The organism is Cumulibacter manganitolerans (assembly GCF_009602465.1).
Lineage (GTDB): Bacteria > Actinomycetota > Actinomycetes > Mycobacteriales > Antricoccaceae > Cumulibacter > Cumulibacter manganitolerans.
In genome coordinates, this window is the sequence record NZ_WBKP01000013.1 from 1 (window position 1) to 23,142 (window position 23,142).

Genomic DNA, 23,142 nt, shown 5'->3' on the forward strand with positions numbered 1-23,142 from the left:
CGGCCTGCCGCTTGAGCTTGTCGGCGCCGCCCATCTGCTGCACCATCCGGGCGCGTTCGGCGATCTGCTCGACCTCGGGGGACCAGTCCTGCTCCGACACTTAGCACTCCTTACGAAAGGGATGCCTCGTTCGTACCAGACCGGTCCGCCGGGTGCCTAGTGCGTCTCGCGGCGATGTTCCACGCCGCCCGTAGAGCACGGTGCCTCGTCCTGCATCTGGCAGAACGAGACACCGTGAGCCTGACGGCGCTCACCGGCTTCCTGGTGACGGCGCGCTGCCTTGTTCCCTCGTCGGCGGTCTGGACGTATGACGATCCGGTCCCCAGCAGCGCGCTCCCCAACGGCGTGCGTGAGAAAGAAGTTAGCCCACGATCGCGCATCGGGAAAGATTTCGGGTCGAGTGACTTTGTCGGTCGAAACACACCGCGATCTCCGTCGGATCGGGGGCCGTTGCGAAGACCCTGGTTAGAGGCGGATCTCGCCGCGCTCGGCCTTGGCCGCGATGTCGCTGCGGTAGTGGGCGCCCCGGAGATGGATCCTCGCGATCTGCGCGTAGGCCGCGGTCCGGGCCCCGGCGAGATCCGCGCCGACGGCGACCACGCTGAGCACGCGGCCGCCGGCGGATCGGATCTCCCCGTCGACCTCCGTGGTGCCGGCGTGCAGGATCAACGTCCCCGGGACCGGCGGCTCGTCGACGGTGATCGGGTCGCCGGTGCGCGGTGCCGCCGGATAGCCGTCGGCGGCGAGGACGACGGTCACGCTCGCGCCGGCGTGCCACTGCAGCGGCGGGTGGGCGGCGAGCTCGCCGTCGGCGGCGGCGCCGAGCAGCGCGCCGAGCGGGGTCTGCAGCATCGCGAGCACCGACTGGGTCTCCGGATCACCGAAACGCGCGTTGAACTCCACGACGCGGGTGCCCCGCGAGGTGAGCGCGAGCCCGACGTACAGCACCCCGGCGAACGGCGTGCCGCGGCGGCGCATCTCGTCGACGGTCGGCTGGGCGACGCTGCTCACGACCTCGTCGACGAGCCCGGTCGGCGCCCACGCCAGCGGCGTGTAGGCCCCCATTCCGCCGGTGTTGGGCCCGGCGTCGCCGTCGCCGACCCGCTTGAAGTCCTGGGCCGGCTGCAGCGGTACGACGGTGCGACCGTCGGTGATGCAGAACAGCGACACCTCCGGACCGTCGAGGTACTCCTCGACGACCACCTTCGAGCCGGCGTCCAGGCAGGCGCGCGCGTGCGCCATCGCCTCGTCGCGGGACCCGGTCACCACGACGCCCTTGCCGGCGGCCAGGCCGTCGTCCTTCACGACGTGCGGGGCGCCGTACTCCTCCAGCGCCGCCGCCACCTGCTCGGGGGTGGTGCAGGTGCGCGAGCCGGCCGTCGGGACGCCGGCGGCGGCCATGACGTCCTTCGCGAACGACTTCGAGCCTTCCAGCCGCGCGGCCTCGGCCGTCGGGCCGAAGCACCGCACCCCAGCGGCGGCCAGCGCGTCGGCGGCGCCGGCGACCAGGGGCACCTCGGGGCCGATCACGACGAGGTCGGCCGTCTCCGCGACGGCGAGCGCGGTGATCGCCGCCGGATCGCTCACGTCGACCGGCCGGGTCGCGCAGGCGGCCGCGATCCCGGCGTTCCCCGGAGCGCACACGATCTGGCTCACCGACGGGTCGCTCTGCAGGGCCGTGACGATCGCGTGCTCGCGCGCGCCGGATCCGATGACGAGAACCTTCACTGCTGATCACTCCATGCGCCGGTTGCCGAGCCTCGTGCGGCCGCGGTCCCTCGGGCACAGCCTCGCCCAGCGTACTGGGGCGCCCCGCCGGCCCGGACCGGGCGGGGGCGCGCCGGTCGCCCGGTGGGGCACACTGACGGCATGGGCAACCCGCTGCTGAGGGGTCCCGGTGCCGACCCGACGATCATTGCGCACCGCGGCGCGAGCGCCGACGCTCCGGAGAACACGATGCCGGCCTTCGAGCTGGCCTTCCGCTTCACGTCCTGGCTGGAGACCGACGTCCAGCCGACCGCAGACGGCGTCCCGGTGCTGCTGCACGACGCCGACCTCGACCGCACCACCGACGGGATGGGCCCGGTGCGCGAGCTGGCGTACGCCGACCTGCAGGCCCTCGACGCGGGATCGTGGTTCTCCCCGCACTTCGCCCGGACGCCGGTCCCCACGTTGCGGGGGCTGCTCGACGCGCTCCCGCACGACGGTCACGTGCTGCTGGAGATCAAGGGCCCGCACACCGACGCCCAGCTGGGCGCCGTGCTCGAGGTCGTCGAGCGCAGCGGCGTCGACGAGCGGGTTCTGCTGCAGTCCTTCGAGCGCGAGGCGCTCGCCCGGCTGCACGCCCTGCGCCCGGAACGCCCGCTCGGGCTGCTCACCGGGGCCTGGGACGACGACCCGGTGGCCGAGTGCCGGCGGTACGGCGCCGTCCTCTACAACCCCGACCACCGGTTGCTCGAGGGCCGCGACCTGCAGCGGCTGCACGCGCACGGCATCGCATCTGCGCCGTACACCGCCGACGCGCCCGCCGACTGGTCGCGCCTGCACGCCCTGGGCGCCGACGCGATCATCACCGACCGCCCGGGCGCCCTCGAGGACTGGCTGGCCGAGCGCCCCTGAACGCACTTCGGGCCGCCACTCCCGAAGGAGTGACGGCCCGAAGGGACGCGTGAACTAGTTGATCACGGTGATGTTCGACGCCTGCAGGCCCTTGGGGCCCTGCTCGACGTCGTACTCGACCTTGTCGTTGTCGTTCAGCGAACGGTAGCCGGCCGAGTTGATCGCGGAGAAGTGCGCGAACACGTCGGCCGAGCCGTCGTCAGGCTGGATAAATCCGAAGCCCTTGTCGGCGTTGAACCACTTGACGGTGCCAGTAGCCATGAAAATCCTGTCTTCCTTCGTACGTCGGAACCCGCCTTTCGGGCTCCTCGTGCAGCTGGTGATGCTTGTGTACGTCTTGCAGGAGAACAGCGCACCCGTCGGGCGTTACCGCTGAAACAACAAAACCGAAACCTCAACAACTACCGAGAACGCTACCGGTAGTGGTCAGGTGCGCGCCATGCCGGTGCGATGTTTCACATCGAGGTCGTACGCTGACCAGAGCGAACACCCTGGCCGGCGAGGAGGTGCAATGGGCGACGAACGCTCCCGCGACTTCGTGCAGTCGCTGGCCAAGGGACTCGACGTGATCGCCTCGTTCACCGCGGAGCGCCGCCGCCAGACGCTCAGCGAGGTGGCCCGCAACGCCGGCATGACCCGCGCGTCGGCGCGCCGTTTCCTGCTGACCCTCACCGAGCTCGGCTACGTGGAGCGCGACGGCGACCGCTTCTCGCTGCGCCCCACGGTGCTGCAGATCGGCCGCGCCTACCTGTCGATGCTGACCATGCCCGACATCGCCGAGCCGCACATGCGCGCCCTCGCGTCGTCGCTGGGCGAGGACGTCGGTCTGGTGGTGCTCGACGGGCTGGACGGCGTCGTGGTGGTCGAGTGCGAGCCCGGCCGCGCGGCCGACAACTTCGTGCACGTCGGCGAGCGGGTGCCCGCGCTGGCGTCCGCGTCCGGGCGCGTGCTGCTGGCGCAGCTGCCCGAGGACGAGCTGCGGGCGCGGACCCGCGGCCAGCTCGTGCCGCAGCTGACGCCGTCCACGCAGCGCGACCTGAGCGCGGTGCTCGAGACGGTCCAGGCCATCCGCCGCACCGGCTACGCGATCGTCGCCGACGAATACCGCCGCGGCGTCCAGTCGGTCGCGATGCCGGTGTACGCCGGGATCAACCAGCACCCCGCCGCGCTGGTGGTGTCCGTGCGGTCACGGTCGGTGACCCACGACGAGCTGGTGACGAAGGTGCTGCCGCAGCTGCAGCACACCGCGCACCGGATCGAGGCGGACTACACCCGCACCCTCGACGATCGGCTCTCCGCGCCGTCCGGCCGCCAGCGCGCCTGACGCCGCAGCCGCTCGGACGGCGCCTAGGGGGCCGCGGCTAGACGAGATCTCGGACGACGACGTTCTCCTCGCGGCCCGGGCCGACGCCGATCACCGACATCCGCGCCCCGGAGAGCTCCTCGAGGCGATGCACATAGGCCTGGGCGTTGGCCGGCAGCTCGTCGAACGTGCGGCAGTGCCGGATGTCCTCGAACCAGCCGGGCATCTCCTCGTAGATCGGCTTGGCGTGGTGGAACTCCGTCTGGGTCATCGGCATCTCGTCGTGCCGGACACCGTCGACGTCGTACGCCACACAGATCGGCACGGTCTCCAGCGAGGACAGCACGTCGAGCTTCGTGAGGAAGAAGTCGGTGAGGCTGTTGACGCGGGTGGCGTACCGCGCGACGACCGCGTCGAACCAGCCACAGCGGCGGTCGCGGCCCGTGGTGACGCCGACCTCGCCGCCCTGCTTGCGCAGGTACTCGCCGCTGTCGTCGAACAGCTCGGTCGGGAAGGGGCCGGACCCGACACGGGTCGTGTACGCCTTGAGGATGCCGACGCTGCGCTCGATCGCGCGCGGCCCGAGGCCGGATCCGGCGGCCGCGCCGCCGGAGGTCGGCGAGGACGACGTGACGTACGGGTAGGTGCCGTGGTCGACGTCCAGCAGGGTGCCCTGCGAGCCCTCGAGCAGGATCCACTCACCGGCCTCGTGCGCCTGGTTCAGCAGCAGGCGGGTGTCGGCGATCAACGGCTTGATCTGCTCGCCGACCGCGAGGGTCTCCTCGACGACCTGCTGGGGGTCGAGGGCCTTGCGGTTGTAGATCTTGGTGAGGATCTGGTTCTTCAGCTCGAGCGCCGACTCGACCTTCTGCGCCAGGATGCTCGGGTCGAGCAGGTCCTGCACGCGGACGCCGATGCGGGCGATCTTGTCCTGGTAGCACGGCCCGATGCCGCGCCCGGTGGTGCCGATCTTGGCCTTGCCCAGGTAGCGCTCAGAGACCTTATCGATGGCGATGTGGTACGGCATGATCAGGTGCGCGTCGGCCGACAGCCTGATCCGCCCGACGTCCACGCCGCGGTCGGCCAGGCCCTGCATCTCCTCGACCAGCACATGCGGGTCGACGACGACGCCGTTGCCGATCACCGGCGTACAGCCCGGCGTCAGGATGCCGGAGGGGATCAGGTGCAGCGCGTACTTCTCGCCGTCCGGCGTCACGACCGTGTGGCCGGCGTTGTTGCCGCCCTGGTAGCGCACCACGTGCGTCACCTTGCCGCCCAGCAGGTCGGTCGCCTTACCCTTGCCCTCGTCGCCCCACTGCGCGCCGATCAGCACGATTGCCGGCATGTGCACCTCACATCACCATCGACTACGGCGGATGCGTGGCGCTCCGCCGCGGTACAGCCTACGGCAGCGCCGCCTGTAGGTTTGCACCGCGAAAGATCTGCGCGAGAAGGGCCGTGCCACATGCTCACCGTCGTCGAGGACCCGTTCGCCGCACCGTCGCGCCGGTCCGGGGAGACCCGGGTGATCCGGTGGACCGCGGCGCCCGGCCGCGACGAGGTGCGCGCGGCGGTCAAGGCCGCCGGTGACGAGGGCCTCGCGGTGAGCGGTTCGCTGGCCTCGTTGAGCCTCCTCGTCGAGGGGCTGCGGCGCGCGGGCGCGCTGCCCGGCACGCCCGTGGCATTCCTGCCCGGCCCGAGCGCCGACGCCGCGACCCACGACCTCGCCGATCTCCTGGCGCTGCCCCGCACACTCGACGAGGCGCTCGCGAGCGCACCCACCGAGCTGCCGCTGGCCCGCAACGACATCGGTGGGGTGCTCCTGCACGAGGCGAGCTTCATACCCGCCGCGGGTCGCACCTTCGGCGTCCAGGCGTACCACGACGACGAGCGGATCGCGGACGGCACGGTCCGGCGCATCGACGTCCGGATCGACTATGCGGCGCAGGCCCGCCTGTTGGCGACCGTGACGCCGCCGAGCGGGCGGCGCCGGACGTCGACCACCGCCGGACGGGCCGTGCAGCTCGCCACCGACCCCGTCGCGATGGTCGTGGACGGGCGCGCGCCCGAGGAGGTGGACGGGCGCACCTGGTACGTCGACGACCGTGAGCACTGGCTGCTGCGCGGCGCCGTCCGGCCCGCGCTCCGCGAGCCGGACGGCGCTCGCGCGGCCGGCCCCCGGTGGAATCCCTTCCGGCGCCGGTAGCCGGCGCCGAGGCGGCGCTGGTCGTTGGTCGGATTCCCCGAATGCAGCGGGAACGCTGCATCGCGGGAATCTCACCGAGAGGACGTGGACGCGGCGACGCCATGCGCACCTCGACGGCCTGGGCGAAGATGTACAGGTGAGCGTCTCCGAATCCCGCGAGGTCGAGCGCAAGTACGCCGTCCCGCCCACCGCCCAGGTCCCGGACCTGCACGCCGTCCCCGGCGTGGCGCGGGTGCGCCACCTCGCTCCGGTGACCCTGCGCGCCCAGTACTTCGACACCGCCGACCTCGCCCTGCTGCGCGAGCGGATCACGCTGCGCAAGCGGAGCGGCGGAGCGGACGAGGGATGGCACCTCAAGCTGCCGGGGAGCGGCTTCCGGCGGGAGCTGCACGCCCCGTTCAGCGCATCCGACGACGTCCCTCAGGATCTCGCCGTGCGGCTGCACGCCGTGCTGCGCGGCCGTCCGGCCGAGCCGCTGGTGCGGCTGACGACGGTACGGACGATCCACGAGCTGCTCGACGAGGAAGGCGCGGTGCTCGCCGAGCTCTGCGATGACGAGGTCACCAGCGCGCCCGACATCGCCGGGCCGGACGCCGCCCGATGGCGTGAATGGGAGGTCGAGCTCGGCAGCGGCCCCGAGGACCTGCTGGATGCCGTCGAGCCGTCGTTGCTCGCTGCCGGGGCGTCCACCGATGCGGGCCCCTCGAAGCTGGCTCGGGCACTCGGCGAGCGCACTCCCCCGGCCCGGCCCGGCCCGCCCGAGCTCGGCCCGTCCCCCACGGCCGCCGCGGTCGCCCGCGACTACCTGCGCCAGGAGAGCGACCGGCTGAAGTCCCGCGACCCGGGCGCCCGGCTGCACGAGCACGATGCCGTCCATCAGATGCGGGTGGCCGCACGGCGGCTGCGCTCGGTGCTGTCGTCGTACCGCGCCATCGTCGGGCGAGAACGCTCGCGCGCGCTGCGCGGCGAGCTCAAGGCGCTCGCCGACGTGCTCGGCGGAGCCCGGGACAGCGAGGTCATGCTGGCCCGGCTCGACGAGCTGCTCGACGAGCAGCCGACGCGGGGTGTCCGCGGCCCCGTACGGGCTCGGATCGACGCCGCGTTGCACGAGCGGTACGACCGCGCCCACGACGCGGCCGTCAGGTTCATGAGCTCGGCGCGGTACTACCGGCTGCTCGACACGCTCGACGCGTTGGTCGATGACTGGCGGCCCGCCGGCGGCGACATCCCGGCCGACGACCTGGCCGAGGTCTTCGCGCGCGACTGGAAGCGGCTGCGGGCCGCCGTCCGCCTCGCCGACGAGCTCGACGACCCCGACGAGCACCAGGCGGCGCTGCACGACGTCCGCAAGGCGGCCAAGCGGGTGCGCTACGGGATGGACTCGGCGGTCGGCGTGCTGGGCAAGGACGCCAAGCGGATCGCGAAGTCGGCCTCGCGGATCACCGAGCTGCTCGGCGACCACAACGACAGCCTGATCACCGCGCAGCTGATCGGCGACCTCGCCGACGAGGCGTTCGCGCGCGGCGAGGACACCTTCACCTACGGACGGATGCAGGCCGTCGAGGAGTCGAACGCGGCACTGTCCCGCGACGCGCTGGCCGACGCCCTCGGCGAGCTCAGCCGGCGCCGGCTGGCGGGCTGGAAGAAGCTGTAGCTAGCCGAGGTGGCTGCGCGCCTCCGGGTCGCTGTCGTCGAGCAGCGTGCTGAGCCGCTCGACCTCGTCGTGCTCGCCGATCGCGCTGGCCGCCTGCGCGAGGTAGTAGAAGCAGCGCAGGACGCCGCGGTTCGGCTCGTGCGACCACGGCACGTGCCCCCAGCCCTTCCAGCCGTTGCGCCGCAGCGCGTCCAGGCCGCGGTGGTAGCCGGTGCGCGCGTACGCGTACGCGGCGATCGGGTCGTCACCGGCGAGCGCCTCGGCGGCCAGGTCGGCCCACGCCGCCGAGTCGGTCGGGTGGGCCGCCGCGATCGCTCGCGGCTGGGCTCCGGACGCGCGCATCGCCTCCGCGCCGGCGTCCGCCGGCAGGAGCACGGACGGCGGCTGGGCCAGGAGATCTTCACCGATAGGCATGCCCGCAATCCTTCCACGCCCCCGGTCGGCCGGCGCCGCGGACAGACGAAAGCGGGCTTCGTCGCCCAGGGCGGGGAAGTTTCCCCGCCTTGAGCGTCGAAGCCCGCTTGTGCGCCTGCGCTACTTGCCGGCGACGTCGTTCTTGAACGCGGTCGCGGCCTTGAAGCCGGGAACCGTCGTGGCGGCGATCTGGATCTCGTCACCGGTCTGCGGGTTGCGGCCGGTGCGAGCCGAACGCTCGCGGGGCTCGAAGGTGCCCAGGCCAGCGATCTGAACCTTGGCACCACCGGCGACAGCGCCACGGATGGCGGTCGCGACGGCCTTGATCGCGCGGTCGGCGTCCGCCTGGCTCAGGCCGGTCTCGGTGGCGACTGCGGCGACGAGCTCGTCTTTATTCATGTCAATTCACCTCAGGGTGCTAGTGGGATACCTCGGCCACGGTAGCCGGTCCACGCGGGGAAACCGCGGATTCGGCGTGTCCGGACGGCCATTTGTGTCCTCGGCGACACAAAAAACTCCCCAGGGCGCGGCAGCTTCCTCGTCTACCGCGACCTGGGGAGGTGCTTCAGAATACTATGCGTGGTAGCTCCCGCTCCAGGCCGCGGCCCACGTGAGCGGCCCGATGTAGCCGACCTGCTCGAGGCCGTTCTGCGCCTGTACGGCGAGGACGACGGCCGCGGTGTTGGGCCCGAAGTACCCCGTGCTGCTCAGCGGGGCGCCCTTGGCCACCATCTGCGCCTGCCACTGCCGCAACGCCTCGGAGTAGACGCCCTTGCGCAGCTGGCCCGGGTAGCCGGGCGCGGACGACGAGGCCGTCGTGGTCCCGGAGGCGCTCTGGCCGTTGTACGTGCCGGTGAACGCCGCCGCCCAGGTCTGCGGGCCGATGAACCCGACCTGCTCGAGGCCGTTCTGCCGCTGGACCTCCAGCACCAGCGCCTGGGTCAGCGGTCCGAAGTAGCCGGTCGCGGGGACGCCGGCGCCGCGGGCCGCCATCTGCTGCTGCCACACCTTGATCGCGGCGCTCGACTGCCCGTAGCTCAGCTGGCCCTGGTAGCCGGGGTTGTCGGAGGTGGAGGACTGGTTGGAGGCCGCACCGCCGATGCTGATGTCGCCGGTGACGCCCGACCGCGCGTCTGCGTCGTTGCCGAAGCCGAGGATGCTCGCGCACTCCCACGGCTGCCAGCCACGCATCCGGTAGAGCATCAGGGCGCGCGCGTCCTGCTCGGACGGCGATGCCTGGTGGGGGTATCCGCTGCCGCCGACCGAGCGCCAGGTCGCGAGGTCGAACTGATAGGCCCCGTAGTAGCCGTTGCCGGTGTTGATGGAGTAGTTGTTGCTCGACTCGCACTTGCGCAGCGCGAGCCACTGGTCGGAGCTGGGGTCGGCGACCGCGGTGCTGCCCGGCAGCAGGGCGGGTATCCCGACGACGACGGCCGCGCCGAGCGTGGCGACAGCGAACAGCTTCCTGGATCCGCGGCGAACCGCCGCGGCGGGAGTCCATGAGGGCACGATCTTTGCCTTTCCCGCGCGTACAGCACGGGCGAGGCGGCGCTCGCCAACGAGCGCCGTCCGGGGCCCCGGACACGGGCAGGCGATGCGACTTCCCCATCTCACGCCTGATTGCGACCGGTGTGCTGCTTCCGTCCTCGTTCACGTGTGCATATCCGTCGGACGCCGAACGATCCGGGACGGAATGCTGCGTCGGAGTCGTGCGGCGGGCCCCAGGGGGAGCTGTCGGCCGTATTCCACCGTATTGACGCGCCACAGCGTTCACAACAGAAACACCAAACCCGCCATTATCAACCACCTCATCGCTCCCACCCATGTAACGACACGCCGGTAGGCGCTACGTAATCACACGAATGTCGTTCCGCAGGTCAGAGGCGCGGCCGACGCCACGACCGCCGCCGTGGACGTCGGCGCGCCGGGCGGCTGTGATCCACGCCACATTCAGCCGGCAACGGGGCTGCTGCGGCGTACTTCGGTACGGAATCGCCGCCGGATCCGTACCGGAGTGCGCCGCGAACGCGAGCCGGCGGGCTACCGGCCGGCGACGGTCCGGGTGACCCCGATGCGACCGGGACCGTCGGTCTTCGCCCGGGCCCGCTCGAACGCGCGCTCGCGCTGCTCCTCGAAGCGGCTCGCCTGCTCGTCCAGGTCCTGCATGAAGGCGGCGAGCGCCTCGCGCGCCCGCTCCCCCTCCGGGCCGAGGTCCGTGCGCTGGAAGACCCGCCACTTGCGCAGCACGGGGGCCAGCACCTCGTCGCGGTGCTGGCGGAGGTCATAGATGCCCGCCTTGGCGATCGCCACCGACTTTCGGGCGAAGCCGGCCATCCCGGCGCCGGGCATCTCGAAGCCGGTCACCTCACGGGCGACCGCCTGCATCGTGGCATCGGGGAAGTGGTCGAACGCGGCGCTGACGAGATTGCGGTAGAAGACCATGTGCAGGTTCTCGTCGGTGGAGATCCGGGCCAGCAGCTGGTCGCAGATCGGATCCTCGGTCGCCCGCCCGGTGTTGCGATGCGATACGCGGGTGGCGAGCTCTTGGAAGGAGACGTAGGCGATCGTCTCCAGCGACGTCTTGGCTCCCGAGTCGTAGCCGGCGGTCATGTGCGCGAGCCGCTCGACCTCGAGCGCGACCGGGTCGACACCGCGGGTCACCACCAGATAGTCGCGCATCGCCGTGCCGTGCCGGGCCTCCTCCGCCGTCCACCGGCCGACCCACTGCCCCCACGCACCGTCGCGACCGAAGTTGGTGGCGATCTCGAAGTGGTACGACGGCAGGTTGTCCTCGGTCAGCAGGTTGGTGACCATCGCCGTCTGGGCGATCGGGTCCAGCGTGGACTGCCCCGGCTCGTAGTCCTGGCCGCCGAGGAAGGCGAAGTTACGTCCGTCGTCCCACGGCACGTAGTCGTGCGGGTTCCAGTCCTGCGCGGCGCGCAGGTGCCGGTTGAGGTTCTCCTCGACGACGGGCTCCAGCGCGTGCAGCAGGTGCTTCGGGTCTTCGGTGGGTTCCACGGCAGTACTCCTCGCTTCGCCGACAGCGGCAGTCCCACGCTACCGCCGCCGGGCGGCCCTCCGGCGAGGTCGGCGGTATGCCGCTACCGCTCCTCACGCCGCTCACGCGGCGTGCGCAGCACCCACCGCGCCACGACGTCGATCGCGAGCCCGAGGGCGCCGATCACCACGATGAGGGCGGTGATGTGGTGATAGGCGAGCTGGTCCTTCGCGTTCAGGATCTGGTAGCCCAGCCCGCTGGTCACGCCCAGCATCTCCGCCGGCACCAGCACCACCCAGCCCAGCGCCACCGCGCCACGGATGCCGCCGAGCACGTGCGGACGGACCGAGGGGGCGGTGACGGTGCGCAGCAGCTCCCAGCGGGTCGCGCCGAGCGCGCGGGCGACGGCCCGGTGACCCGGGTTGACCGCTCGTACGCCGGCGAGGGTCGCCAGCACGATGGGCCACACCGTGGTCAGGGCGACCAGGGTGATCACCGGCAGGTCCCCGATGCCGACGAGCACGATCACCAGCGGCGCCCAGGACAGCGGCGAGACCATCCGCAGGAAGCTCACGACCGGCCGGGTGGCCCGCTCGAGCCGGCCGACCGACCCGATCGCGACCCCGAGCAGCACGCCACCGACGACCGCGACGAGCAGCCCCGCGACCAGCCGCAGCACCGACGCCGCGGCGTCGTCGAGCAGCACGCCCGAGCGCCACAGCTCCACCAGGCCCGACCACGTCCGGGTGGGCGAGAACTCGCGCACCAGCGGTCGACCGGCGAGCAGGACGTCGGTGACCAGGAACCACAGCCCGATCGCGGCCGCGGTACCCAGCACGGCGTACCACGCCGCCGGACCCGGGCGCCGGGTGGCGCGCGCATCCGCCTCGGGGCCGGGCGCGGACGCCCGCCGGACGTCGGGACCGCCGGACAGCCCGGGTGCGGTCGTCGCGGTGCTCACGGTTGGATCAGCTCCTGACGGGTCAGCTTGGTGGCGGGGATCGTGCCGCCCCCGAGGGCCTGCTTGACGAACCGGTCGTCGACCAGCTCCTTGTGCACGGACTCCCCGGTGACGCCCTGCAGGAAGCCGGTGTCGCCGTCGATGGCCGTCGAGCGCATCGATTCGACGAGGGCCGAGGTGTAGCTGGCCAGGGGCAGCGCCGAGAAGCCGAGCCGCTCGCCGTGCCAGTCGGGGTGCTTGGTGACCGAGGTGTACGCCGCCGGGTCGCGGCTGAAGACCTTCTGCACCGGCGCCGCGGGCTGCGGCAGGTACTTGCCGTCGGCCAGCAGGCCGCCCATGTCGCCGCGGTGGCCGTCGATCCACTGCTGCGCCTGGACGAGCGCCGTCCCGATCGCCTGCGCGGTCTGCGGGTCGGACTCGATCAGGTCCTCGCGCAGCACGATCGCGCAGCAGGCGTGCTCCTTCCACACGTCACCGAGGAAGCGGTGCACGCGACCGACGTCCTTCGCCTCGGCGACGGCGCTGAACGGGTCGGCCACGACGTACCCGCTGACCTGGCCGGACGCGAGCGCCGGAACCATGTCGGACGGCGCCATGACGGCCAGCTGCACCGAGCCCTCGGACGCCGAGGGCGCCTGCCGGACGACCGGCTTGAGGCCGGAGGCCAGCAGCATGCGCTGCAGGACGATGTTGTGGATCGACCACCAGTAGGGAATCGCGACCGTGGTGCCCGCGAGCTGCTCGGTGGCGGTGATCGACTTGCCGACGGTCAGCGCGGACCCGTTCACGTGCCCCCAGCCGATCACCTTGAGCGGGATCTTCTTGGCCAGCCGCAGCTGGACGGCGAGCGGCATGAGGACGTGCGCGACGTCGACCTCGCCGATGGCGAAGGCCTGCGCGAGCGCCTCCCAGGAGCGGAACATGACGGGGGCGGGCGAGGTGATGCCTTGCCGCGCGAGGAACCCCTTCTCGTGCGCGAGCAGCAGGGCGGACGCGTCGGTGATCGGCAGGTAGCCGATGCGGACGGTCTTCTTGCCGCCGCTGGCCAGGGCCGGGGCCGCGGCGTCCCAGCCGCCCTTGAGCGCCAGGCCGCCGACCACGCCGGCCGCGGCCACCCGCCCGGTGAGCCGCAGCGCGCTACGGCGCGACAGGGTGTGCTCAGGCATCGACCAGCTCTCCTCGCGTCGGCGCGGCCGAAGCCGGCAGGTCGAACGCTGCGCGGATCGTGTCGCGCAGCGTCTCCCGGGCGGCGGTCTCGTCCGCGACCGTCCACCGGTGCTCGATGCGGCCGCCGTCGATCAGCACGATCTGGTCGGCCAGCAGCACCGCCTCGTCGATGTCGTGCGTGACGATGACCGAGGTCAGGTTCTCCCGCCGCGACTCCTCCCGCAGCCAGCCCTGCAGCGAGGACCGGGTCGCGGGATCGAGCGCGCTGAACGGCTCGTCGAGCAGCAGCAGCTCGGGCTCGACGGCGAGCGCCCGCCCGAGGGCCACCCGCTGCGCCTGGCCACCCGAGAGCTGATCGGGGTAGCGCTCGGCCAGCTCGGCGATCTCGAGCAGCTCCAGCAGCCGCGGGACCCGCTCGGCGTTCGCCGCGCGGTTGCGCCCGTAGCCGAGCCCGAGCGCGATGTTCTCGCGCACCGTCAGCCAGTCGAACAGCAGCGCCTGCTGGTAGACGACCGCCTGGCGCTGCGGGCGGCCGTCGGCGGCCAGCTCGATCGTGCCGGCGTCCGGCACGATCTGGTTCTCCAGCACCTTCAGCAGGGTCGACTTGCCGGCGCCGCTGCGTCCGAGGACGGCGACGCAGCTGCCCTGCTGCACGGTCAGGTCGATCCCGGTCAGCACCGGCGTACCGCCGAGGGTGACCTCGACGCCTACGAGGTGAGCGACGCTAGTTCCCATCGCAGCTGTCCTTCCGAAGGGGATTGCACGGGCAGGAACGCGGCCTCGCGGAACCGGCGCGCGGTGCCGCTGGAGGCGACATAGCCGCGGCCGCCGGCCAGCGCGGCCTCGAGGCGGGTCGCCTCACCGGCCGCCAGGCTGGCGTCGAGGCGCAGGCGGACGAACTCGACCAGCGGCGCGGCGGCGAGGTCGTCGGTCAGCCGGCGCCAGCGCTCGGTGACCTCCTCGACCTCGCGGCGCACCAGGTCGAACCGGTCGCGCAGGCCCTCGTTGCCGGACCGCTCGACGGTGGCCGCGGACTCCTCGAGGGAGCGGCGGGCGATGCCCACGCAGAACGACGACTGCAGCGCCAGGAAGGTCGGCCGGAAGGCCCGTGCCGTCTCCGCGAAGTCCCAGCTCAGCACGGCGTCCCGCGGGATCCGCACGCCCTCGAGGACGACGGACGCCGACGCGGTGGCGTTCAGGGCGAGCAGGCCGTCGACGTACCCCACCCGCACGCCGGGATCGCCCACCCGGAACCAGGTGATGATCCGACGCTCGTCGTCCAGCAGGACCGGGATGACGACGACGGCGCCGTCGACGAGGTTGGAGGCCCACCGGATCAGCCCGTCGACGACGAGCTCGTCGCCGTCCAGGCGCCCGGTGACGCCGAGCGGCTCGATGCCGGCCAGCGCCTTCAGGCCCGAGGCCATCGCCGTGGACCCGATCGCGTCGCCGGTGCGCAGCAGCGCGACGGTCGCCTCGTTGAGCGGCGTCCGCTCGCCGCGCGCGAAGTAGTCCAGGACCATGCGGTGCGCCCACAGGCTGAACGCGCTGCTCATGCACTCCTCGGCCAGCAGCGCGATGAGGCTCGCGCTGCCGCCGATGCGGGCCGATACCGCGACCGGGCTGTCGATGGAGTCCACACCGAGGTCGAGCAGCTCGCGACGGCCGAGGTCCCGCAGGATCTCTGAGGTCGGCACCGCACCGGCGTCCACGTCGCGGACGCTGGTGGCGACGCGCTCGCGCACCTCGTCGGCCTGCGCCGCGATCTGCTCGAAGCCGCTCGGCAGGTAGGCGGTGGTCATCGCGAGCCCTCGGCGACGGACGCTGCACCGAGGGCGTGCAGCCGATCGATCGGGGTCTCGACGATCGCGCGGGCGCGGACGACGGCGTCCTCGTCCGGGGCGTTGTAGAGGCACAGGCACTTCGCGGTGTCCTCGCGCACGTACGTCCGCAGGAACGAGACCTCGGGGATCTCGGCGTAGCGCGGCGACTTCTCCTTCTTGCGCGCGAGGTAGGTGTCCATGTCGATGTGCGCGGGAATGTCCCACTCGACGAGGTAGCCGGCCTCGGGGCGCACGGCCTTGATGTCGGCGAGGTCGGCACCGACCAGGCGCACCGGGTCGGGTCCCTCGACCTCGGCCACGTCGTCGACGCCGAGGACGGCGGTGCCGAGCGCCTGCTGGTCGGCGGTCTCGAAGACCAGGAAGATGCGGTCGGCGCCCGCGGTCACCTCGGCCTCGATCAGCTCGGCGCCAGCGGTTGCCGCGCGCTGCTTCGCCTGCTCGATCACGGCGGCGGCGGCGTCCTTGGTGGCGGTCGCGGGAACGATCTCGATGAGGGCCAGGATGGGCTCAGACATGGGTATCTCCTTGTTTCTGGGTAGGAAGATGCGCGCACGGGTGTCGTGCGCACAGCAGAAGGAGAGCCCCCTGGAAAAGGAGGCGGCGAAGGGCCGGGTGGGGGCTCTGCGGGACTAGCGACAGAGAGCGCTGTCAGTCATGACGTGATCGACGGTGAAACGGCGTACGGCGTAGAAGCTCGTCGGCACGTTCCACCTCCCGAGATCCTCGGCCACGCGACGCGCGTGGTCCGGTCTGTTCACGTCCGCCCGCAATAGTACAGCGCTCAACCATCCGGTGACAGGGCCGGGAGCGTGCGAGTGGTCACCCAGTGATGTGTCGGCGGCCCAAACCGAATACGATTCGGTCAGGAGCGCGGCGTACGCCACAGGTGCCCGCTAGCCCCGTCACCACGATGACGTCCAGATTCAGGAGCCCATCCATGGAGCAGCTGTACACCCCGGAAGAACGCGAGTTCGCCGAGAAGATGCGCGAGTTCTACCGCACGGAGATCCCGAAGGAGATCCGGGAGATGAACGCGCGCGGCGAGATCGACAGCAAGGAACCGATCGTCACCACCCAGCAGATCCTGAACAAGCACGGCTACGCCGTCCCGAACTGGCCGGTCGAGTGGGGCGGGCAGGACTGGACCCCCGTGCAGCGGCACATCTGGCTGCAGGAGATGGAGCTGGCGAACGTCCCCTCGCCGCTGGCCTTCAACACCTCGATGGTCGGGCCGGTCATCGCGAACTTCGGCTCGCAGGAGATCAAGGAGCGGTTCCTGCCCAAGACCGCGAACCTGGACATCTGGTGGTCGCAGGGCTTCTCCGAGCCGGACGCCGGCTCCGACCTCGCCTCGCTGAAGACCGCCGCCGTCCGCGACGGCGACCACTACATCGTCAACGGGCAGAAGACCTGGACGACGCTCGGCCAGTACGGCGACTGGATCTTCACGCTCGTGCGCACCAACCCGGACGTCAAGAAGCAGCAGGGCATCTCCTTCCTGCTCATCGACATGAAGTCGCCCGGCGTGACCGTCCGCCCGATCCAGCTGATCGACGGCGGCCGCGAGGTCAACGAGGTGTTCTTCGACAACGTCGAGGTCCCGGTCGAGAACCTCGTCGGCGAGGAGAACATGGGCTGGACCTACGCGAAGTTCCTGCTCGGCAACGAGCGCACCGGCATCGCGCGGGTCGGCGTCTCGAAGACGCGCATCGCGCGGCTGAAGGAGCTCGCGCGCAACACCCGGACCGCGCGGGGCACGCTGCTGGACGATCCGCTGTTCTCGGCCCGCCTGACCAAGGTCGAGGTCGAGCTGCAGGCGCTCGAGATGACGCAGATGCGCATCCTGTCCACCCAGGCCAAGGGCTCGGACAAGCCGGACCCGCGTTCCTCGGTGCTGAAGCTCGTCGGCTCGAAGCTGCAGCAGGACGTCACCGAGCTGCTCGTCGACGTCCTCGGCCCGGACGGCCTGTACTTCCGCGACAGCTACGACGCGCCCGAGGGCTTCTCGCCGGTGCCCGGCGGCGCCGTCGACGCGCTTCCGACGTACTTCAACTTCCGCAAGGTCACCATCTACGGCGGTTCGTCCGAGGTGCAGCGCGGCATCATCTCCAAGGCCATCCTCGGCCTCTAGCCGACCGACCCCTTACTTACCTGCATAGGAGCTTTCAAAGTGGATCTGGAACTCACTGAAGAACAGCGCGAGCTCGCCTCGACGGTCGGCCGCATGATGAAGCAGCACTACGACGCCGAGAAGCGCGACGCGATTCTCGCCTCGGAGCAGCGGTACAGCGACGAGATGTGGGGCCGGTACGCCGAGCTCGGCGCGCTCGCCCTGCCGTTCGCCGAGGAGCACGGCGGCGCCGGCATGGGCTTCGCCGAGGTCGGCGTCGTCCTCGAGGAGTTCGGCAAGGCGCTCGCGCTCGAGCCGTACATCTCCACGGTGCTGCTCGGCGGCGGCCTGGTCAACGAGGCCGGCACCGACGCGCAGAAGGAGGAGCTGCTCGGCGGTGTCGCCGAGGGCTCGACCAAGCTCGCGTTCGCGGCGCAGGAGCCCGGCGCCCGCTACGACCTGAGCGCGCCGCAGACCAAGGCGTCCGGCTCGGGCGAGCAGTACACCCTCTCCGGCGAGAAGACCGGCGTGCTGGGCGGCGACTCCGCCGACAAGCTGATCGTGTCGGCGTCCGTCGACGGCGAGGTCGGCCTGTTCGTCGTCGACGCCAACGGCCAGGGCGTCACCCTGATGCCGCTGAAGCAGGCGGACGGGTTCGGCGCGGCCAACGTGCTGCTCGACAACGCCCCGGCGCAGCGCCTGGGCTCCGGCGACGCGTCGGCGACCATCCAGAAGGTCATCGACATCGCGACCGCCGGCCTGTGCGCCGAGGCCGTCGGCGCCATGGACAGCGCGCTGAAGATGACCAGTGAGTACCTGCACACCCGTGTGCAGTTCGGCCAGCCGATCGGCGTCAACCAGGCGCTGCAGCACCGCGCTGCCGACATGTACGTCTCGCTGGAGCTGGCCCGCTCGATGGCGCTGTTCGCCCGCCTGGCGGCCGCGTCGTACGGCGAGAACAGCCACCGCGACATCAACGCCGCGAAGATCGAGATCGACAAGTGCGCCCAGCACATCTCGCAGGAGTCGATCCAGATGCACGGCGGCATCGGCATGACGATGGAGTACCCGATCGGGCACTTCGCCAAGCGGCTCACCGTGCTGATGCGCACCTTCAGCGACACCGATACCCGGGTCGAAGAGCTCGCCGCGGCGGGCGGCCTGATCGCGCCCAACGCCGAGGTCTAGCCGAGGCGCACCTCCCGGAAACGCCACCTGCGGCGTACTTCGGTACCGATCCACCAGCTGTTCGGTACCGAGGTGCGCCGCAGGTCGGCGTTGGGGGCTATTCGGCCAGCTTGGCCAGCAGCAGCGCCTCTGCCGTCGCGGCCTTCGCGAAGTCACCGAGGTCCAGCGATTCGTCGATGCCGTGCGCGCGGCTGTCGGGGTCACCGACGGCGGTGACCAGGACGACCGCGCCCGGGAACGTCTCCTGGAAGTCCGCCACCATCGGGATCGAGCCGCCCATGCCCATCTGCACGGGCTCGACGCCGAACGCCTCCCGCAGCGCCTCGGCGGCCTTCTCGCACACCGGCCCCTCGAACGGGATGATGCCGGGCTGCCCCGTCTCGCCGTCGGTGACGGTCACCTGCGCGCCCCACGAGGCGTGCGTCTGCAGGTGGGTCCGCAATGCCGCGAGCGCGGAGTCGGCGTCGTCCCCCGGCGCGACGCGCAGGCTCACCTTCGCGCGAGCGGACGGCGCGAGGGTGTTCGAGGCGTCCGCGACCGGCGTCGAGTCGATGGCCAGCACGCTGACCGACGGCTTGACCCACAGCCGCTCGACGGCCCGGCCGTCGCCGATCCACTGGACGCCGTCCAGCAGGCCGGACTCCGCCCGCAGCCGCTCCTCCGGGTAGTCCAGGTCCGCCGCCTCGCCGCGGCGCAGCCCCGCGACGGCGACGTTGCCCTTCTCGTCGTGCAGGGTCGCCAGCAGCCGGCACAGCGTCGTCAGGGCGTCGGGCACGACGCCGCCGAACAGTCCGGAGTGCAGCGCGTGGTCGAGCGTGCGTACCTCGACGATGCAGTCGGCCAGCCCGCGCAGGCTGGTGGTGACGGCCGGCGTCCCGACCTCCCAGTTGCCCGAGTCGAGGATGACGAACACGTCGGAGCGCAGCGCGTCGGCGTGCCGCTCGATCAGCGTCCGCAGGGACGGCGAGCCGATCTCCTCCTCGCCCTCGATGAACAGCGTGACCCCGACGGGCGGCTTGCCGTCGAACGCGCGCAGCGCCGCCAGGTGCGCGGCGATACCGCCCTTGTCGTCGGCCGTCCCCCGGCCGTACAGCCGCCCGTCGCGCTCGGTGGCCTCGAACGGCTTGGAGGTCCACAGGTCCGGGTCGCCCGTCGGCTGGACGTCGTGGTGCGCGTACAGGCACACCGTGGGCCTGCCCTGCGGCGCCGGGAAGTGCGCGATGACGGCCGGCTTGCCGCCCTCCTCGACGATCCGTACGTCGGGGCAGCCCAGCTCGCGCAGCAGCCGGACGACTTCCTGCGCCGACTCCCGCACCCTCTCCTCGTGCGTGGCGAGCGAGCTCACCGAGTCGATGGCCACGAGGGCCTTGAGGTCTTCGAGGCTGCTCGGGACGGCCCGGGCGACGGCGTCCTTGATCTGCGCGGTATCCATGCCCCGAGCGTATCGACCGCGCGCGGCTCCGTTCGGCGCGGCGCGCGGCCGGCTCAGCCGCCGGCCAGGCCGCGCAGCAGTGCCGCGCTCGTCGCGTCGGCCGGGTAGAAGGTCTCGATCGCGAGCTCGGAGACCGTGACGTCCCGCGGCGTCCCGAATACCGCCGTCATGCTGAACATCGCCAGCTCCGAGTCGCCGAGCCGGATCCGCAGCGGCACCACGATGGCGTCGGTGTCCGGGTCGGGGTGGTCGCTCGAGCCGGGGTATCCGTCGAGCTCGGCGCGCAACGCGATGAGCCCGGCGTCGGCGGAGGCGTCGATCTCGCGGTCGAGCCGGTCCAGCAGATGGGCGCGCCACTCGCCGAGGTTCGCGATGGCCGGCGCGAGGCCGTCAGGGTGCAGGCTCAACCGCAGGACGTTGATCGGCGGCTCGAGCAGGTGCGCCGCCGCACCGGCGACCAGCCGCTCGAGTGCCTCGTTCGCCGCGACGAGGTCCCATTGCTGATCGATCACCGCGGCGGGGAACGGATCGTGCGCGTCGAGCACCTTGGTGATCGCGTCGCTCACCAGCGACATCGACGGCTCGCCGAGACGGTGCTCCGGATGCGCCGGGGCGAAGCCGCCGGAGACCAGCAGCCGGTTCTGCTCCCGCAGCGGCACCTCGAGGTGGCCGGCCAGCCGCAGGATCATCGCGGACGTCGGCCTCGCGCGCCCGGTCTCCACGAAGCTCAGGTGCCGCGCGGAGACCTCGGCCCGCGCAGCGAGCTCGAGCTGGCTGAGCCGGCGGCGCTCACGCCATCGGCGCAGCAGCTCGCCGGCGACTACATCGCCATCTGGAACGAGACCGACCCCGAGGCCCGCATGGCGGCGATCGCGCAGGTCTGGGCCGACGACGCCCGGTACGTCGACCCGCTCGCCGACGTCGCGGGGCACGACGGTATCGCCGCGGTCGTCACCGGCGCCCAGGCGCAGTTCCCCGGCTGGCGGTTCCGGCTGCTCGGCCCGGTCGACGCGCACCACGACCAGCTCCGGTTCCGCTGGGAGCTCGGCCCCGAGGGCGCCGACGCACCGGTCGTCGGCTCCGACGTCGCGCTGGTCGACGCCGACGGGCGGCTGAGCCTGGTCCTGGGTTTCCTCGACAAGGTGCCCGCCCAGGTCTAGCCGGCGCGCGGCGGTGTGCCGGCATCCCCCACCGTCGCCGTGTCCGCAAGCGCTGATCGGCTCGTCGCGTCGTCGCGGCGGGCCGATCGGCTTGTATCGAGGATCATCACTATCATCGGCGACGACGACGTCGCCGTTCATGACTGGCAGTCATTCGTCCAAGCGTCACCGGGGCTTAACCGAGCGGTCGGACGAACCTTCCACCGGAGCACTCATCCTGGCAGCATGGCAACCACGCTCCGCGCAGAACCGGCGCTCCAGCCCGACGCCCACGCGACCGCCCCGGATGCCGCGAGCGCGCGTTCGTACTCGCTGCAGATCGTCCCCCCGGGGCCGGAGGCCGAGCTCGCGCTGCGTCTGCGCTACCGCGTCTTCGCCGAGGAGATGGGCGCGCGCCTCGCCGCCCAGGCCGGCCGGGACGTCGACGAGTGGGACGCGCACTGCGAGCACCTGATGGTCCGCGACGACCACACCGGTGACGTCGTCGGCACCTACCGGATCTTCCCTCCCCGGGCGGCCGCGCGGCTCGGCCGGTCGTATTCATCGACGGAGTTCGATCTCGACGGCCTGCGCGGTATCGGCGACAGCCTGGTCGAGGTGGGGCGCTCGTGCGTCGACCCCGCGCACCGCAACGGGGCGGTGGTGAGCCTGCTCTGGTCGGGGCTGGCCCGGTACATGCTGCTGTCGGGGCACCGCTACCTGGGTGGCTGCGCGTCGATCTATCTCGACGCCGGCAAGGGCAACGCGGCGGCGATCGTGCGCGAGGCGCTCGCGACGCACGCCGGCCCGGAGCACCTCGCCGTCACGCCGCACACCCCCTGGCACTACGACAAGTACCCCGAGCCGGTGAGGGTGTCCGTTCCCCCGCTGCTTCGGGCCTACCTCAGGCTCGGCGCGAAGGTGCTCGGCGAGCCGTCGTACGACCCCGGCTTCCACACCGCCGACCTCTACATCCTGCTCGACATGCAGTCGGTCGATCCCCGCGTCACCAAGCGTTTCACCGGCCGGTAGGAGCCCCCATGGCACCGTTCGAGTCCTGCCCGCAGCTGTGCGCGCGCCAAGGGATCACCTGCCGGCACGAGGTCGCGCCGACCGTCGTCGCGCGCCGGGCGCTGGCCGTGCTGCGGGTCGTCGTGCGCGGCGCCTGCGGCGTGCTCGCGCGCTCGGTGGCCGACCGGCTGCTGCGCCGCAGGCGCACCCCGGCCTATGTCGCGACCGTCTACCGTCGGCTGCTCGCGGCCAGCGGGATCACCGTGCGGGTCACCGGCGCACGGCGGACGTTCGCCGACCCGGGTGAGCCGGTGCTCGTCGTCGGCAACCACGTGTCGTGGCTCGACGTCATGGCGTTCGCCGCCGTCCAGCCGCTGACCATGGTCTCGAAGCGGGAGATCGGCGAGTGGCCGGTCGTCGGCTGGGTGGCCCGTAGGGCGGGGACCGTGTTCATCGACCGCGAGCGATTCCGCGCCGTCGACGAGACCCGCAAGGAGGTCGGGCGCCGGCTGCGCTCCGGCGAGGTCGTCGCGACGTTTCCTGAGGCCACGACCACCTGCGGGCGCGGCTTGGCACCGATGTTCCCGGCGATGTTCCAGGCCGCGATCGACGTCGGCGTGCCCGTGCAGCCCGTGGCGTTCAGCTGGCTGGATCGCCATGGGCGGCTCACGACGGCCGGCGCGTACGTCGGCGACCAGCCCCTGCTGGACTCCGTGCGCGCCATCCTGGGCCAGCGCGGCCTCGCGCTGCGGATCGACGTCCTGCCGCGGATCCTGCCCAAGCACGTGCGGCCGATCGACGACCGCAAGGCGCTGCGCACCGCCGCCGCCGAGTCGATCGCGGCCGCCCTGCAGGCCCCGGTCGGCGACTGGGCCGCTCACCTGCGGCCCACGACGTGCCAGGCGGCGCAGCTGCGGGTGCCGGTGCTCACCGACCCGCTGGTCGCGCTCGAGGAGCTGCCGAGCCTGTCCGGTCCCCGGCCGCGCAAGGCCGGCGCGGCCTGAGGCGTCACCGGTCACGAGCGCGGACCGGCACGGTACCGGTGTCCGGGGAGGGCCCGGCCGAATAGGGTGGAGCGCAACGGACCACACGTCGC

At 71.9% G+C, this 23,142-nt stretch carries 23 protein-coding genes; 9 read left to right on the forward strand and 14 right to left on the reverse strand.

The window, feature by feature from the left end:
- Positions 1–465 precede the first annotated feature (465 nt).
- Positions 466–1,728 carry a phosphoribosylamine--glycine ligase gene (purD, locus tag F8A92_RS06915; RefSeq protein WP_153504431.1) on the reverse strand — a complete coding sequence of 421 codons (1,263 nt, stop codon included), beginning with the start codon at positions 1,726–1,728 and terminating at the stop codon, positions 466–468.
- 141 nt (positions 1,729–1,869) lie between these two features.
- On the opposite strand from purD, the gene F8A92_RS06920 reads away from it, so the two are divergent.
- Positions 1,870–2,619, forward strand: coding sequence for a glycerophosphodiester phosphodiesterase (locus tag F8A92_RS06920; protein ID WP_153504432.1), 750 nt, complete (start codon positions 1,870–1,872; stop codon positions 2,617–2,619).
- Between the two features lie 54 nt (positions 2,620–2,673).
- Here the strand turns inward: F8A92_RS06920 and F8A92_RS06925 are convergent, their stop codons facing one another.
- Positions 2,674–2,880 (reverse strand): cold-shock protein, encoded by a 207-nt coding sequence (locus tag F8A92_RS06925; RefSeq protein ID WP_153504433.1) that lies wholly within the window; start codon positions 2,878–2,880, stop codon positions 2,674–2,676.
- Between the two features lie 250 nt (positions 2,881–3,130).
- On the opposite strand from F8A92_RS06925, the gene F8A92_RS06930 reads away from it, so the two are divergent.
- Entirely contained in the window at positions 3,131–3,943 is an 813-nt protein-coding gene (locus F8A92_RS06930) for an IclR family transcriptional regulator domain-containing protein (RefSeq protein WP_194291393.1), read from the forward strand.
- Between the two features lie 37 nt (positions 3,944–3,980).
- Here F8A92_RS06930 and F8A92_RS06935 read toward each other — a convergent pair whose 3' ends face one another.
- Positions 3,981–5,267: an adenylosuccinate synthase gene (locus tag F8A92_RS06935; protein WP_153504497.1), complete on the reverse strand. Its 1,287-nt coding sequence runs from the start codon at positions 5,265–5,267 to the stop codon at positions 3,981–3,983.
- A 120-nt stretch (positions 5,268–5,387) separates the two neighbouring features.
- Between F8A92_RS06935 and F8A92_RS06940 the strand changes: the two genes are divergently transcribed.
- Together F8A92_RS06940 and F8A92_RS06945 are read left to right on the forward strand one after the other, a co-directional pair.
- Complete coding sequence (locus tag F8A92_RS06940) at positions 5,388–6,128, forward strand: hypothetical protein (protein ID WP_153504435.1); 741 nt, start codon at positions 5,388–5,390, stop codon at positions 6,126–6,128.
- A 136-nt stretch (positions 6,129–6,264) separates the two neighbouring features.
- Positions 6,265–7,782, forward strand: a complete 1,518-nt coding sequence (locus F8A92_RS06945) for a CYTH and CHAD domain-containing protein (RefSeq protein ID WP_194291394.1) — start codon at positions 6,265–6,267, stop codon at positions 7,780–7,782.
- On the opposite strand, the gene F8A92_RS06950 is transcribed toward F8A92_RS06945, so the two are convergent.
- The 9 genes from F8A92_RS06950 to F8A92_RS06990 all read right to left on the reverse strand — a co-directional run bounded on the left by F8A92_RS06950 (position 7,783) and on the right by F8A92_RS06990 (position 15,681).
- Positions 7,783–8,196 (reverse strand): DUF3151 domain-containing protein, encoded by a 414-nt coding sequence (locus F8A92_RS06950; RefSeq protein ID WP_153504437.1) that lies wholly within the window; start codon positions 8,194–8,196, stop codon positions 7,783–7,785.
- A 120-nt stretch (positions 8,197–8,316) separates the two neighbouring features.
- Positions 8,317–8,595 (reverse strand): HU family DNA-binding protein, encoded by a 279-nt coding sequence (locus F8A92_RS06955; protein ID WP_153504438.1) that lies wholly within the window; start codon positions 8,593–8,595, stop codon positions 8,317–8,319.
- Positions 8,596–8,769: 174 nt separating this feature from the next.
- The gene (locus F8A92_RS18945; RefSeq protein ID WP_323368427.1) at positions 8,770–9,705 is read right to left on the reverse strand and encodes a transglycosylase family protein; all 936 of its coding nucleotides are present in this window, start codon (positions 9,703–9,705) and stop codon (positions 8,770–8,772) included.
- Between the two features lie 531 nt (positions 9,706–10,236).
- Positions 10,237–11,214, reverse strand: coding sequence for an acyl-ACP desaturase (locus F8A92_RS06965; protein WP_153504440.1), 978 nt, complete (start codon positions 11,212–11,214; stop codon positions 10,237–10,239).
- An 83-nt stretch (positions 11,215–11,297) separates the two neighbouring features.
- A complete protein-coding gene (locus F8A92_RS06970) occupies positions 11,298–12,155 on the reverse strand; it encodes an ABC transporter permease (protein ID WP_228389269.1) in 858 nt (285 codons plus the stop codon).
- Entirely contained in the window at positions 12,152–13,321 is a 1,170-nt protein-coding gene (locus F8A92_RS06975; RefSeq protein ID WP_153504441.1) for an ABC transporter substrate-binding protein, read from the reverse strand. The genes F8A92_RS06970 and F8A92_RS06975 overlap by 4 nt, the downstream gene beginning before the upstream one ends.
- Positions 13,314–14,057, reverse strand: coding sequence for an ABC transporter ATP-binding protein (locus F8A92_RS06980; protein WP_153504442.1), 744 nt, complete (start codon positions 14,055–14,057; stop codon positions 13,314–13,316). Before F8A92_RS06980 ends, F8A92_RS06975 begins: the two co-directional genes overlap by 8 nt.
- Positions 14,030–15,124, reverse strand: a complete 1,095-nt coding sequence (locus tag F8A92_RS06985; protein ID WP_153504443.1) for an acyl-CoA dehydrogenase family protein — start codon at positions 15,122–15,124, stop codon at positions 14,030–14,032. Before F8A92_RS06985 ends, F8A92_RS06980 begins: the two co-directional genes overlap by 28 nt.
- Positions 15,121–15,681, reverse strand: coding sequence for a DUF4242 domain-containing protein (locus tag F8A92_RS06990; RefSeq protein ID WP_153504444.1), 561 nt, complete (start codon positions 15,679–15,681; stop codon positions 15,121–15,123). Before F8A92_RS06990 ends, F8A92_RS06985 begins: the two co-directional genes overlap by 4 nt.
- 422 nt (positions 15,682–16,103) lie before the next feature.
- Between F8A92_RS06990 and F8A92_RS06995 the strand changes: the two genes are divergently transcribed.
- Positions 16,104–17,297, forward strand: coding sequence for an acyl-CoA dehydrogenase family protein (locus F8A92_RS06995; protein ID WP_153504445.1), 1,194 nt, complete (start codon positions 16,104–16,106; stop codon positions 17,295–17,297).
- Positions 17,298–17,336: 39 nt separating this feature from the next.
- A complete protein-coding gene (locus tag F8A92_RS07000; protein ID WP_153504446.1) occupies positions 17,337–18,464 on the forward strand; it encodes an acyl-CoA dehydrogenase family protein in 1,128 nt (375 codons plus the stop codon).
- Positions 18,465–18,561: 97 nt separating this feature from the next.
- On the opposite strand, the gene F8A92_RS07005 is transcribed toward F8A92_RS07000, so the two are convergent.
- Positions 18,562–19,896: a dipeptidase gene (locus F8A92_RS07005; protein WP_153504447.1), complete on the reverse strand. Its 1,335-nt coding sequence runs from the start codon at positions 19,894–19,896 to the stop codon at positions 18,562–18,564.
- A gap of 53 nt (positions 19,897–19,949) precedes the next feature.
- The gene (locus F8A92_RS18955; RefSeq protein WP_228389279.1) at positions 19,950–20,705 is read right to left on the reverse strand and encodes a helix-turn-helix domain-containing protein; all 756 of its coding nucleotides are present in this window, start codon (positions 20,703–20,705) and stop codon (positions 19,950–19,952) included.
- On the opposite strand from F8A92_RS18955, the gene F8A92_RS18960 reads away from it, so the two are divergent.
- The 3 genes from F8A92_RS18960 (at position 20,628) to F8A92_RS07020 (ending at position 23,050) form a co-directional block, all read left to right on the forward strand.
- Positions 20,628–21,056: a nuclear transport factor 2 family protein gene (locus F8A92_RS18960; protein WP_228389270.1), complete on the forward strand. Its 429-nt coding sequence runs from the start codon at positions 20,628–20,630 to the stop codon at positions 21,054–21,056. The genes F8A92_RS18955 and F8A92_RS18960 overlap by 78 nt on opposite strands.
- 225 nt (positions 21,057–21,281) lie before the next feature.
- Positions 21,282–22,067 (forward strand): GNAT family N-acetyltransferase, encoded by a 786-nt coding sequence (locus tag F8A92_RS07015; RefSeq protein ID WP_153504449.1) that lies wholly within the window; start codon positions 21,282–21,284, stop codon positions 22,065–22,067.
- Between the two features lie 8 nt (positions 22,068–22,075).
- Positions 22,076–23,050: a lysophospholipid acyltransferase family protein gene (locus F8A92_RS07020; protein WP_153504450.1), complete on the forward strand. Its 975-nt coding sequence runs from the start codon at positions 22,076–22,078 to the stop codon at positions 23,048–23,050.
- Positions 23,051–23,142: the final 92 nt, after the last annotated feature.